Origin of the sequence: Mobilicoccus pelagius NBRC 104925 (assembly GCF_000247995.1) — a bacterium.
Lineage (GTDB): Bacteria > Actinomycetota > Actinomycetes > Actinomycetales > Dermatophilaceae > Mobilicoccus > Mobilicoccus pelagius.
In genome coordinates this window covers 47,524-60,482 of record NZ_BAFE01000030.1, presented here as the reverse complement: position 1 = coordinate 60,482, position 12,959 = coordinate 47,524, and the positions used below count along the sequence as shown (strand labels likewise).

Below are 12,959 nucleotides of genomic sequence, written 5' to 3'. Positions count from 1 at the left end.
GGCCGGGGGAACGTCACGTGTGATCGTGCGGTGACGCGCTGCGGGTACCCTTCGTGCAATGTCTCGCCAGCGTGTTCCCGAAGGCCCGCCCGCCGTTCCCGCGGTACAGAAGCTCCGCATCCGCTACGCCAAGCGTGGACGGCTGCGGTTCAGCTCGACCCGCGACTTCCAGCGCGCGCTCGAGCGGGCCGTCCGCCGGGCCGGTGTGCCGATGGCGTACTCCTCCGGGTTCCACCCCCACCCCAAGATCAGTTACGCGAACGCCGCACCCACGGGGACGGCGAGCGAGGCCGAGTACGTCGAGATCGGCGTCGTCGAGCGTCTCGACCCCGAAGCGGTGCGCGTCGCCCTCGACGAGGCGCTCCCGCACGGCTACGACGTCCTCCACGTCGCCGAGGCCGAGGCCGGCGCGCTCGCCGACTCCCTCGAGGGGAGCCTCTGGCGCGTCGAACTCCCCGGGGCGGCCCGTATGGAGGTGCAGGCCGCGGTCGAACGGTTCCTCGCCCTCGACGAGGCGCTCGTCACCCGCACCTTCAAGAAGGGCCCCCGCACCTTTGACGTCCGGGAGGCCGTCCTCGACGTCGCCGTGACCGGCGACGACGCAGGTGCCGGTCTCGCCGGCGGGGCTCCGATGAACACGCAGTCCACGGTCGAGGAGGGGCCCGTGGAGGTGCCCTGTGCGATACTGCAGATGGTCGTACGGCACACCACACCGGCCGTACGCCCCGACGACGTCCTGACCGCGCTGCGAACCGCCGCCGCGTTGACCCCGCCGTCACCACCCATGGTGACGCGGCTCGCGCAAGGCCCGCTGCTCGAGACTCCGGTGCGGGTGGCCGATCCCTTGGCCGCCGATCAGGAGGCCGTCGGCGTCTGGTCGGTGCCGCGCGACACGCGAGCCGAGCAGTCGTAACGACACGACTTCCGTGGTGCCGGACCCGGCATCACGACGCACGAACCGCGCACCACGCGGCGGTGGAGGGCATCCCGCCCGGTGTGGTCGGCCGCTCGCATGGCTGACGGAAGGAACGCCTGATGGCTTCCAACGACGACACCACCACACCTGATCCCACCCAGCCCGTCGGGCCGGGAACGGACCTCGGCGCCGCCGAGGCTCCCGCCGCGGCGACAGCGGAGGCGGCCCCCGCGCCGCGCAAGCGTTCCACCCGCAGCCTCGAGTCGCGGCAGGCGGCCGCCAAGAAGGCCGCGGCGACGCGTGCCCGCAAGAAGGCGGAGGCCGCCGCGCGGCTCGCCGCCGAGCAGGCCGAGGCCGACGGGACGAGCGACGCCGAGGGCGCTGCCGTCACGGCTGCGTCGGCCCGCCCCGACGAGCCCGTCGTGGACGGCGCCACCTCTCCCGCCGCCGAGGTCGTCAGCGCCCCGGTGTCCGCCCCGTCCGACGACGCGTTCACCCCCGCCGCCCCCGAGTCCACGGGTCTCGTCGACGACGGGCCCTCCGACGCCTACGACGGCGGGGACCCCCTCACTGATCCGATGGCGGACCCGGTCGTGCGCGCCGCCCGTGCCCGCGGGCACGAGACGGGTGAGGTCCGGCCGGTCGTGCCGAGCTTCGGGCTGCTGTTCCAGGCGCCCGAGCCCGAGGAGGTCCTCAAGGACCGCCTCGACGACGAGGACGAGGACGAGGACGACGAGGACGAGACCGACGTCGTCGAGGAAGAGGTCGCCGACGACGCCGAGGCCGACGACAACGACGGAGACGACCACTCCGACGACACGGACGACGACGAGGGGTCGCGCGGCTCGCGGCGGTCTCGCCGCGGGCGCCACCGTCGCAACCGTGGCGGAGATCGTCCGAACGACGGGGGTCGTGGTGACGACTCCGACGATCAGGGCCGTGACGACTCGGACGACTCCGACGACGACTCGGGCGACTCCGACGATTCGACCGACTACCGGGACGACGACTCCGAGGGTGGGCGGCGCCGCCGTCGCCGCGGTGGTCGTGGCCGCCGCCGCTCCTCCCGTGGTGGGGATGACTCCGGTGAGGGCTCCGACGGTCGGGGCGACTCCGACGACTCCGGTGACGATTCGGACGACGACGACAAGGGGTCGTCCTCGCCCGGCCGTTCCGACTCCGGCGATCAGGGAGAGGGTGAACCCACCGGCCGCCGTCGCCGCCGCCGCCGCCGCAGCGGGTCGGGGGGCGACTCCGACGACCCGCCGGGCACCGTGACCCGGGTCCGGGAGCCGCGGGGGGCCGCGACCGGCATCAAGGGGTCGACCCGCCTGGAGGCGAAGCGCCAGCGTCGCCGCGAGGGCCGTGAGGCCGGGCGCCGGCGCACGATCATCACCGAGGCCGAGTTCCTCGCCCGCCGCGAGGCCGTCGAACGGGTCATGGTCGTCCGCGAGCGCGGTCACCACACCCAGATCGGCGTCCTCGAGGACGGCATCCTCGTCGAGCACTACATCTCCGGTGGGCGTTCCGCCCAGGGCGCGGCGGGCGAGCCCGGCGCGTCGATGGCCGGCAACGTCTACCTCGGCCGTGTGCAGAACGTCCTCCCGAGCATGGAGGCCGCGTTCGTCGACATCGGTCGTGGCCGCAACGCCGTGCTCTACGCCGGCGAGGTCAACTGGGACGCAGCCGGGCTCGAGCAGCACAAGGCGCGCCGCATCGAGAACGCCCTCTCCAACGGGCAGTCCGTCCTCGTGCAGGTGACGAAGGACCCCATCGGGCACAAGGGCGCCCGGCTCACGTCGCAGGTCTCCCTGCCGGGCCGTTACCTCGTGTACGTGCCGGACGGGTCGATGACGGGCATCAGCCGCAAGCTGCCCGACACCGAGCGTGCGCGCCTCAAGAAGATCCTCAAGCAGATCGTCCCCGACGACGCGGGCGTCATCGTGCGCACCGCCGCGGAGGGTGCGAGCGAGGCCGAGCTCACCGCCGACGTCGAACGCCTCCAGCGGGCGTGGGAGAAGATCCAGAAGAAGGCGAAGACCGGCAACGCGCCCGTACTCCTGCACGGGGAGGCCGACCTCACCACCCGCGTCGTGCGCGACGTGTTCAACGAGGACTTCACCAAGCTCGTCGTCTCCGGCGAGGTCGCGTGGGAGTCGATCAGCGACTACGTCGAGTCCGTCGCGCCCGATCTCGCCGACCGCCTCGAGCGGTGGACGGGCGAGAAGGACGTGTTCGCCGAGTACCGCGTCGACGAGCAGATCGCCAAGGCGATGGACCGCAAGGTCTGGCTGCCCTCCGGCGGGTCGCTCGTCATCGACCGCACCGAGGCCATGACGGTCATCGACGTCAACACCGGCAAGTTCACCGGCTCCGGGGGCAACCTCGAGGAGACGGTGACGAAGAACAACATCGAGGCGGCCGAGGAGATCGTCCGACAGCTGCGGCTGCGCGACATCGGCGGCATCGTCGTCGTCGACTTCATCGACATGGTGCTCGAGGCCAACCGTGAGCTCGTCGTGCGTCGTCTCGTCGAGTGCCTCGGGCGCGACCGCACGAAGCACCAGGTCGCCGAGGTCACTTCGCTCGGCCTCGTCCAGATGACGCGTAAGCGCGTGGGTGCCGGGCTCATCGAGGTGTTCTCCGAGGAGTGCGAGCACTGCCACGGTCGCGGCATCCTCGTGAGCACCGAGCCGCTCGAGAAGTCCGGGGACTCCGGGCGCGGCGACGACCGTGGTCGCGGCCGTGGTGGCCGGGGCCGCCGCGAGGGCAAGGGCTCCGGCGGTCACTCCCGCGACCACTCCTCGTCCTCGTCGTCCTCCTCGTCGTCGAACTCCTCCGGGAACTCCTCGTCGCAGGCGTCGATGTCGGGCCCGACTCCGGCGCAGATCGCCGCCGTCGCGTACGCCGCCGCCGTGCAGTCGCACGAGGAGGGTGGCTCCGAGGCGCTCGACGGTGACGCGCCGATGGAGACGGCCGCCGTCGAGGCGATCGTCGCCGAGCACCTCGAGGGCGCCGAGACGACCGAGGCCTCCGTGCCGACGTCGGACGAGGTCCGTTCCGGCTCCGAGCCCACGGGGAACGCTCCCACCGGTCGTCGTTCGCGGGGTTCGCGTCGCGCGTCCTCCCCGAGCACCGCACCAGCCGCGCCCGTCGTCGAACCGGGCACGTCGGGCGACGATGCCTCCACCGACGTCACCGGCCGTGTGAGCGGCGCGGTGACGGGCAAGGTCACCGGCAAGGCGTCCGGCATGGCACGGACCGCCCCGGTGGAGGATCGGGACACCGACGCCTCCGACGGGACCGGCCACTCGGGCGACGAAGCCGCGGCCGGCGGCGAGTCCCCGGCCGAGACCGCTGCCGCCGTGTCCGCGACGGAGACGCCCGCGCCGAAACGTCGCCGTGGCGCCCGCCGTGCAGCGAGCGCGCCGACGGCCGCCCCCTCGGGTGCGGCACCGGCGGTGTTCACCGCGGAGGAGGCCGCCAAGGCCACCGAGGCCCTCGCCGCGTCCGCACCGAAGACGATCCCCGCGGCGGCCGCCGCGCCGTCGTCGGAGACGCCTGCGGCGGAGTCGCCGGCCGCGGAGGCTCCGGCCCCGACGCGTCGCCGTGCGGTCCGCCGCGCCGCGGGCGCCCCGGCCGGTCCGCCGCGTCCCGTCGAGGGGGAGTGACCCTCCGGCGTCACGACGCCTGAGCGCGAGGCGGGGACGGATCCTTCGAGGGATTCGTCCCCGCCTCGCGTCGTTCCCCGCTCCTCTCGCGGAGGGGATGGCGGCGGCGGATCCCACCGGATCGCCTCGCGCGCGGGGAGGATGGGAGAGAGGTGAGTGCGGTGGAGGAGTTCTGGGCACTGAACGGGCTCGTCGGGGTGATCTCGGCGGCCGCGCTGGGGTTGCGCATCCGGCAGCGGGGGTCGCTGCGGCCCGAGACCACCGACCCACGCAACGCGTGGGACGCGGCGCCCGGCTGGGCGCAGGCGCTGCTGTACGGCTGGCCGGTCCTCGGTGCGATGGCGGCGGTGGCCCTCGCCGCCGGGTGGCGGTCGGGTGCGGGGGCGTTCCCCACCCACTGGGGCGCGGGAGGTGTCGACGGGTGGGGGTCCCGTGAGACGGCTCTGCTGTTCCCCGCAGAGATGGCGGTCGTGTGCGGCCTGTGGTCGGCTGCCGTCACGTGGCGTCACCGGCGGGGCCTGCACGTCGCCGCGGACACCGCCGTCGTGTGCGGCATGTTCGCCTGGATCGGGGTGGGGTGCCTCGTCGCGGCGTCGGTCTCGGGTGGCCGTTCGTGGGTCGTCGCCGTCCCCGGCGCCGTCGTCGTCACGGCCGTCCTCGCCTCCCTCGTCCGGGTGGCGGGAGCTCGTCGTGCGTCCGAGGGGGAGGTGCGGCGTCCCCGGAGGTGACCGGCGGGTTTGGAGCGGGGGAGGGGCGTCGCCTACCCTGGAGAGTCGGTGCGCCCACCGAGATCCGTGATTCGCGTGTCCTCCGCCGCCTGCGGCGTGGTGGTCCCGTCTCGACGGGCCGGTTCTTCAGAGGTGCTTCGTTCGACCAACAGGAGTCATCCACGTGTATGCGATCGTCCGTGCAGGCGGCCGTCAGGAGAAGGTGTCCGTCGGCGACGTCCTCATCATCGACAAGGTGAAGGGCAACCCCGGCGACAGCCTCGAGCTCGCCCCGATCCTCCTCGTCGACGGCGAGAAGGTGACGACCGACGCCTCCGCTCTCGCGAAGGTCAAGGTCTCCGCCGAGATCGTGAAGCCCACCAAGGGCCCGAAGATCACGATCCAGAAGTACAAGAACAAGACCGGGTACAAGAAGCGTCAGGGTCACCGTCAGCACTCGACGCAGATCAAGATCACGGGGATCGACGCCTGAGGCGTCGCTCGTAGCGAGAGGCAGAACGCGACATGGCACACAAGAAGGGTGCGTCCAGCTCCAAGAACGGGCGCGATTCCAACCCGCAATTCCTCGGCGTCAAGCGCTTCGGTGGTCAGCTCGTCAACGCGGGCGAGATCATCGTCCGCCAGCGCGGCACCCACTTCCACCCCGGCGACAACGTCGGCCGTGGCAAGGACGACACGCTGTTCGCCCTGGCCGCCGGTGAGGTCCGGTTCGGCGCCAAGCGCGGCCGCAAGACCGTGAACATCGACCTCGTCGAGACCGCCTGACCCAGGAGACACACGACACACGCATCAGGGGTAGGGCCCACCAGGGCCCTACCCCTGACGCATGTCCGAACGAGAACACTCCGCCCGCGATCCACGCCCTCACCGCCCGCGATCCACGCCCTCACCGCCGCGGGTGACGTACGGGCGGCCGTCAGCGTGCGGGGGGCAGCGCGACGTCGTCGCGGTACTGGGCCACGGCGTCGTCGAAGGACGTGTCCTGGGCGAACCCGAGAGCCGTGGCCGTCGTGACGTCGAACGCGCCCGGCCAGCTCGTGACGATGGCGGCGACCCGGTCGTCCGGCGCGTCGGTCACCAGCGCTCGAGCCTCCGCGCCGCCGACGCGCTCCAGTGAGTCGAGCATCTCGCCGACGGTCACGGTGATGCCCGGCAGATCGAGCACCCGCCAACGGGGAAGCGACGCGGAGTCCAGGGTGAGCGCGTGCGCGAGGTTGGTCACGACCGTGCGCGGCGAGGACAGCCACATGCGCGTGTCGTGGGGCACCGGCACCTGGGAGGCCACCCCGGACAGCGGCTCGCGGATGATTCCGCTCGCGAAACTCGACGCCGCCGAGTTGGGCAGGCCGGGGCGCACCGAGATCGTCGGAAGACGGCACACGAGACCGTCGACGTAGCCCTTGCGCGTGTACTCGTTGACGAGGATCTCGCCGATCGCCTTGGTGGCGCCGTACGTCGAATCGGGCTGCGTGGCCCAGTGACTCGGCACCACGTCGGGCATCTGCCCGCCGAAGACGGCGAGGCTGGAGGTGAAGACGAACCGCACCGGTCGCCCCTGGGATCCGGCCCGCCGCGCGGCCTCCAACAGCGTTCGGGTGCCGTCGACGTTGACGCTCATCGCGGCGTCGAAGTCCGCCTCCGAACCGCCGGACAGCTCCGCCGCGAGGTGATAGACCGCGCCCACGCCGTCGCCGAGGGCCTCCGCGACGATCGTCGGGTCGGTGATCGCCCCCACCACCGAGGCGACGCGCGCGTCCTCGACACGGCTGGGGGCGAGGTCGAGCGACGTGATGCGCTGGAGGTCCACGTCCCCCGCGTCCGCGAGGTCGAGCAGACGCCGGGTGAGCAGGGTGCCGAGAAACCCGGCACCTCCGGTGACGACGATGTGCATCGGTGACTCCTCCATCGGGGGGTGAGGGGGCCTGGCGAGACGGCCGGGTCGGCCGGTGGAACCGATTGAAACCCACGTCGGAGCGGGCGGGTGCGGTTTCGGCAGGACGAGACACGCGGGGGATCGGCCGCATCGTGTCGACAACCGTCCGAGGGGCACCCCACCCCACTAGATTGGCGGACATCCGCCCCGGGGAACGTCCCTGGCGGGGCCACCCACCCGTCTGCCGCGTCACACACGATCAACGAGGATCCGTATGACCCCCACCGTTCTCGTCCTTCTCGGACTCGCCTCCGTCCTGGTGATCCTCGGACTCATCATCAAGGGCAGGACGCACCCGTTCCTCGCGTTGCTGTTCGTCGCCACCGCGCTCGCCCTGGTCGCGGGCATCCCGCTCGACGAGATCGTCCCCCTGCTCAAGGACGGCATGGGTGCGACGCTCGGTGGAGTCGCGCTCATCGTCACCCTGGGGGCGATGCTCGGGCGCATCGTCGAGGTCTCCGGCGGAGCCGAGGTCCTGGCCCGCAAGCTCGGCGACGCCTTCGGCGAGAAGCGCGCCCCGTGGGCTCTGGGCGCGGCGTCGTTCCTCTTCGGCATCCCCGTGTTCGTCGACGTCGCGACGATCGTCCTCGTGCCCATCGTCCTGGCCGTGGCCCGCCGCATGCCCGGCTCCAAGGTCAACATGCTCGCCTACGCGTTGCCGACCGTGGCCGCGCTCCTCACCGTGCACGTCGTGCTGCCGCCCCACCCCGGCATCGTCGGCGCCTCGGAGATGATCGGTGCGGATGTCGGTCTCGTCCTGCTCATCGGTCTCGTCCCCGCCCTCGTCATGTGGCTCGTCGGGCAGGTGCTCTCCGGTGTGGTGGCGAAGCGCGTGTTCTCGCCGGTCCCCGGGCTCGGCTCGGCCCCGGCGGGCACGACCAGCTCGGATCACGACGAACTCAGGGACACCGGCAAGGAACCGTCGGTGGCCCTCGTCCTCGCCGCGATCGTCCTGCCGCTGCTGCTCATCATGGGCGGCACCGTCTCGGCGCTGACCCTGCCGAAGGGCAACGGCGTGCGGTCGTTCCTCGGGTTCGTCGGCGACTCCCCGATGGCCTTGTTCATCGGCGTGGTCTTCGCGATCGTCACCCTCGGCTTCGCGCGCGGCTGGAACGCGAAGCGGGTGGAGGACGTCGTCTCCTCGGCACTTCCCGCCACCGCCGCCGTCATCCTCATCACCGGTGCGGGTGGAACCTTCGGTGCCGTCCTCCGCGAGACCGGCGTCGCCAAGGCCGTCGCCGACCTGCTCATCTCGACCGGGCTTCCGGTGCTCCTCCTGGCCTGGCTGTTGGCGGCGTTCATCCGCGCCGCCCAGGGCTCCGCCACCGTCGCGGCGCTGACGACCGCGCCGCTGGTCGCACCCATGATCGCCACCCTCGGCCTCAACCCCGCGCAGATCGCGCTGCTCACCGTCACGGTCGGTGCGGGCTCGATGGCGTTCAGTCACGTCAACGACTCCCTGTTCTGGGTGTGGAGCCGCTACTACCAGGTCTCGACGGTCGACGCGTTGAAGTCGTACTCCCTGGTGACGACCGTGATGTCGGTCGTGGGCCTCGTGGTCGCCTCCCTCCTATGGCTCGTGCTGGGGGTGGCGGCATGACGAGCGAGCGACGTCTACTCGTCCTCGACGACGACCCGACGGGTTCGCAGTGCGTGGCCGGGGTCGAGGTGGCCTTCGACACCGACCCTGCCATCCCGGCCCAGGTGCTCGCAGAGGCCGGCAGTACCTGTTTCGTCCTCACCAACTCCCGCGCCCTCGACGAGGCCGACGCGGAGGCCCTCAACCGGCGCGTCGTCGGTGGCGTGGTCGACCTGCTCGCCGACAGGGGCGCCCTGGCGGGGCTCCATGTCGTCTCCCGCTCGGACTCCACGCTGCGCGGGCACGTCATCGCCGAACCGACCGCCGTCGCCGACGCGCTCGCCGAGCACGGCATCGAGGTGGACGCGTTCGTGTTCTGCCCCGCGATGATCGAGGCCGGACGCTTCACGAAGGACGACGTCCACTACGCCACGGTCGACGGCGTGCCGACCCGCGTCGAGGACACCGACTTCGCCCAGGACGCCACCTTCGGATACGGCCGATCGAACCTGCGGGAGTTCCTCGAGGAGCGTTCCGACGGCGCGGTCCGAGCGGAGGAGTGCCTCTCCGTGAGCCTGGCCGACATCCGTGAAGGCGGCGTGGACCGGGTGACCGAGGTGCTCCGCGGCGCCCGGGGTCGAACCTGGGTCGTCGTGAACGCCACCGACTACGCCGACATGGACGTCGTCGCGGAGGCCATGGCCCGTCTCGAAGCCGAGGGGCGCGTGTTCGTCACCCGGTGCGGCCCGTCCTTCGTGCGGTCGCTCGCCGGTCAGTCGGGCGCCACCGTCCTCGGGCCCGAGGGCATCAGGACGAGCGGAGAGCGTGCGCCCCACGGGGTCGTCGTCGTCGGCTCGCACGTCGGCCTGACCAGCAGGCAGCTGGAGGTGCTGCAGGAACGTGGGGGCGGCCGTGGGGCATCGCTCACGGAGTTCGAACTGCAGGTGCCGCGGTTGCTCGACGACGACACCCGTGCGGACCACGTCCGCGAGACCGTCGACGGCATCAGCGCTGCGCTGGTGAGCAGCGACTGCGTGGTCTACACGAGCCGTGACCTCGTCAAGACCGACAGCAAGCAGGAGTCCCTCGCGATCGCGCGGCGCGTGTCCGACGCCGTCGTGGCCGTCGCCCGAGGCATCCGCGGCGCCCGGCCCGCGTGGGTCGTCGCCAAGGGCGGCATCACGTCCCACGAGGTCGCCGCATCGGGACTGGAGATCCGCCGGGCGCGGGTCGCAGGGCAGTTCTACGCCGGGCAGATCAGCATGTTCACCGCGACCGACGCACCCGCCGACGTCCTCGGCGTGCCGTACGTCGTCTTCCCGGGCAACGTGGGCGGCCGTGAGGCCCTCGCCGAGGTCGTGCAGCGGTTGCGCGACGCAGGCGGGTCGGACGAGCGCACCGCACCCGGCCACGACACGAAGGAGCACCGCTCATGACCCCGATCACCAAGGTCGCCTGGATCGGCCTGGGCGCGATGGGCGCCCCGATGGCACTCGCCGCCGCCGGCGCGGGCATCCCCGTCACCGCGTTCGACGTCTCGCCGACGTCGTTGGAGGCCGTGGCCCCCGATGTCACGGCGACGTCCTCCGCCCGCGAGGCGGCGACGGGCGCCGACGTCGTCGCGATCATGGTCGCCACCGGAGCCCAACTCCAGGCGGTGCTCTTCGGCGAGGACGGGATCGCCGACGTCCTCACACCCGAGACGGTGGTGCTCGTCATGGCGACGGTCGGCCCGGCGTCGATCGATCTCGTCCTCACCGGCCTCGACGGGAGGACGACCCGTGTCGTCGACGCCCCCGTCTCCGGTGGAATGGCCCGTGCCCGCACCGGCGAGCTCCTCATGATGGTCGGCGGCGCGAAGGAGGACGTGGCGCGGGTGCGACCGCTCCTCGACGCCCTCGCTTCCAATGCTCCCGTCGTCGGATCGCGTCCCGGTGACGGCCAGAAGTTCAAGATCGTCAACCAACTCCTCTGCGGCGTGCACATCGCTGCCGCGGGGGAGGCCCTGGCGCTCGCGGACTCCATGGGACTCGACCTCGCCCAGGTGCACGACGTGCTCGGCACCGGCGCGGCGGCCTCGTTCATGTTCGGCGACCGCGGGCAGCGCATGGTCGACGGCGCCTTCGACGAGGCCCGCTCCGCCCTCGACATCTTCGTCAAGGACATGGGCCTGGTGAGCGACGCCGCCCGCGCCGTCCACCAGGAGATCCCCCTCGCCTCGACGGCCGAACAGCTCTACGCGCGCGGCCACCGCGAGGGGCTCGGCCGCAAGGACGACTCGATCGTCTACCGGCTGCTGCGAGGCTCCGCGGAGCAGTGACGGCCTGGGCGGTGCGGGGACGTTCCGCCCAGACCGTCGTCCGCAGCGTCGCCTCGTCGGCGCGGGGCGGGAGCCGGGCGTGAGAGACTGCAGGGTCGCCCGTCCGTCATCGGCCGTTCGTGCGACGACCGCTTCATGTGCGCCGTGCGCGCCGCCCCCATCGCAGCAGGAGTACCCCATGGCAGCCCCGACGTTCGTCGATCGCGTCACCCTCTACGTGAGTGCCGGGAACGGCGGCCACGGCTGTGCGTCCGTGCGCCGTGAGAAGTTCAAGCCCCTCGGCGGCCCCGACGGCGGCAACGGTGGCAACGGCGGCGACGTGATCCTCCGCGTCGACCACCAGGTGACGACCCTGCTCGACTACCACCGCAGCCCCCACCGCAACGCCGGCAACGGACGCCCCGGCGAGGGCGACGAACGCAACGGCAGCAACGGTGAGGAGCTCGTGCTCCCCGTGCCCGACGGCACCGTGGTCAAGAACAACCGCGGCGACGTCGTCGCCGACCTCGTCGGCGAGGGCACGGAGTACGTCGCCGCACGCGGTGGCCGTGGCGGCCTCGGCAACCGGGCCCTCGCCTCCACCAAGCGCAAGGCCCCGGGCTTCGCCCTGCTCGGCGAACCCGGCGACGAGGCGACCCTCAGCCTCGAGCTCAAGACCCTCGCCGACGTCGCCCTCATCGGGTTCCCCTCGGCCGGCAAGTCGAGCCTCGTCTCCGTGATCTCCGCGGCCAAGCCCAAGATCGCCGACTACCCCTTCACGACCCTCGTGCCCAATCTCGGCGTCGTCACCGCCGGCGACGTCCGTTACACCGTCGCCGACGTGCCCGGCCTCATCCCCGGAGCACACGAGGGACGCGGCCTCGGGCTGGAGTTCCTCCGCCACGTCGAGCGGTGCTCCGTGCTCGTCCACGTCATCGACTGCGCCACCCTCGAACCCGGCCGTGACCCCCTGAGCGACCTCGACGTCATCGAGGACGAACTCCGCCAGTACGTCCCCGACGAGGCACTCGGCGGCCGCCCGCTCGCCGAGCGCACCCGCATCGTCGTCCTCAACAAGGCCGATGTGCCCGAGGCCCGCGAGCTCGCCGAGTTCGTCAAGGGCGACCTCGAGGCGCGCGGCCTGGAGGTCCACGTCGTCTCCGCCGTCGCCCGCACCGGCCTCAAGGAGCTCACGTTCGCCCTCGCCCGCCACGTCCAGGAGAACCGTGAGGCGTTCGGCGACGTCGACGACGAGCGCCGCCGCATCGTCATCCGCCCCGAGGCCGTCGACGACGGCGGGTTCGCCGTGCGTCGCGAGAACACCTCCGACGGGTTCGTCTTCCGCGTCACCGGCGCCAAGCCGATCCGCTGGGTGCGCCAGACCGACTTCACCAACGACGAGGCCGTCGGCTACCTCGCCGACCGTCTCAACCGCCTCGGCGTCGAGGAGGAACTCGTCAAGGTCGGGGCCGTCGCGGGCGACACCGTCGTCATCGGCGACGGCGACGATGCCGTCGTCTTCGACTGGGAACCCACCCTCTCCTCGGGTGCCGAGATCCTCGGCACCGTCGGCCCCCGCGGCACCGACATCCGCCTCGAGGAGGCCCACCGCCCCACCCGCGCCGAGAAGCGCGAGGACTACGACCTGCGCCGCGCCGCCAAGCGTGCCGCCCGCGAGGAACTCGCCGAGGAACGCCGCGCCGGTCTCTGGACCGGCCACGACGAGGGCTGACCCACCCACGGGAGCCCGCCGTCGATGAGTACAACGTGCCCTTCGGCGGCGGGCCACCCGCGTCTACCCTGGCCATACGCCGAAGCCACGCCGGTTCCCCT

At 72.2% G+C, this 12,959-nt stretch carries 10 protein-coding genes; 9 read left to right on the top strand and 1 reads right to left on the bottom strand.

What is annotated here, in order from left to right; genetic code table 11:
- The first annotated feature begins 58 nt into the window (after positions 1-58).
- The 5 genes from MOPEL_RS05715 (at position 59) to rpmA (ending at position 6,080) form a co-directional block, all read left to right on the top strand.
- Positions 59-913: a TIGR03936 family radical SAM-associated protein gene (locus tag MOPEL_RS05715; RefSeq protein ID WP_009481909.1), complete on the top strand. Its 855-nt coding sequence runs from the start codon at positions 59-61 to the stop codon at positions 911-913.
- A 122-nt stretch (positions 914-1,035) separates the two neighbouring features.
- Positions 1,036-4,587, top strand: a complete 3,552-nt coding sequence (locus tag MOPEL_RS05710; protein ID WP_009481908.1) for an Rne/Rng family ribonuclease — start codon at positions 1,036-1,038, stop codon at positions 4,585-4,587.
- Positions 4,588-4,739: 152 nt separating this feature from the next.
- Positions 4,740-5,315 carry a DUF1648 domain-containing protein gene (locus MOPEL_RS05705; RefSeq protein WP_009481907.1) on the top strand — a complete coding sequence of 192 codons (576 nt, stop codon included), beginning with the start codon at positions 4,740-4,742 and terminating at the stop codon, positions 5,313-5,315.
- Between the two features lie 163 nt (positions 5,316-5,478).
- Entirely contained in the window at positions 5,479-5,787 is a 309-nt protein-coding gene (rplU, locus tag MOPEL_RS05700) for a 50S ribosomal protein L21 (RefSeq protein ID WP_009481906.1), read from the top strand.
- 32 nt (positions 5,788-5,819) lie between these two features.
- Entirely contained in the window at positions 5,820-6,080 is a 261-nt protein-coding gene (gene rpmA, locus MOPEL_RS05695) for a 50S ribosomal protein L27 (protein ID WP_009481905.1), read from the top strand.
- A 151-nt stretch (positions 6,081-6,231) separates the two neighbouring features.
- Here rpmA and denD read toward each other — a convergent pair whose 3' ends face one another.
- Entirely contained in the window at positions 6,232-7,206 is a 975-nt protein-coding gene (gene denD, locus MOPEL_RS05690; protein ID WP_009481904.1) for a D-erythronate dehydrogenase, read from the bottom strand.
- Between the two features lie 256 nt (positions 7,207-7,462).
- Here denD and MOPEL_RS05685 point away from each other — a divergent pair, with 256 nt between their 5' ends.
- The 4 genes from MOPEL_RS05685 to obgE all read left to right on the top strand — a co-directional run bounded on the left by MOPEL_RS05685 (position 7,463) and on the right by obgE (position 12,858).
- A complete protein-coding gene (locus tag MOPEL_RS05685; RefSeq protein WP_009481903.1) occupies positions 7,463-8,848 on the top strand; it encodes a GntP family permease in 1,386 nt (461 codons plus the stop codon).
- Entirely contained in the window at positions 8,845-10,263 is a 1,419-nt protein-coding gene (locus MOPEL_RS05680) for a four-carbon acid sugar kinase family protein (protein WP_009481902.1), read from the top strand. Before MOPEL_RS05685 ends, MOPEL_RS05680 begins: the two co-directional genes overlap by 4 nt.
- A complete protein-coding gene (locus MOPEL_RS05675; protein ID WP_009481901.1) occupies positions 10,260-11,147 on the top strand; it encodes an NAD(P)-dependent oxidoreductase in 888 nt (295 codons plus the stop codon). Before MOPEL_RS05680 ends, MOPEL_RS05675 begins: the two co-directional genes overlap by 4 nt.
- Before the next feature lie 178 nt (positions 11,148-11,325).
- Positions 11,326-12,858, top strand: coding sequence for a GTPase ObgE (obgE, locus tag MOPEL_RS05670; protein WP_009481900.1), 1,533 nt, complete (start codon positions 11,326-11,328; stop codon positions 12,856-12,858).
- Positions 12,859-12,959: the final 101 nt, after the last annotated feature.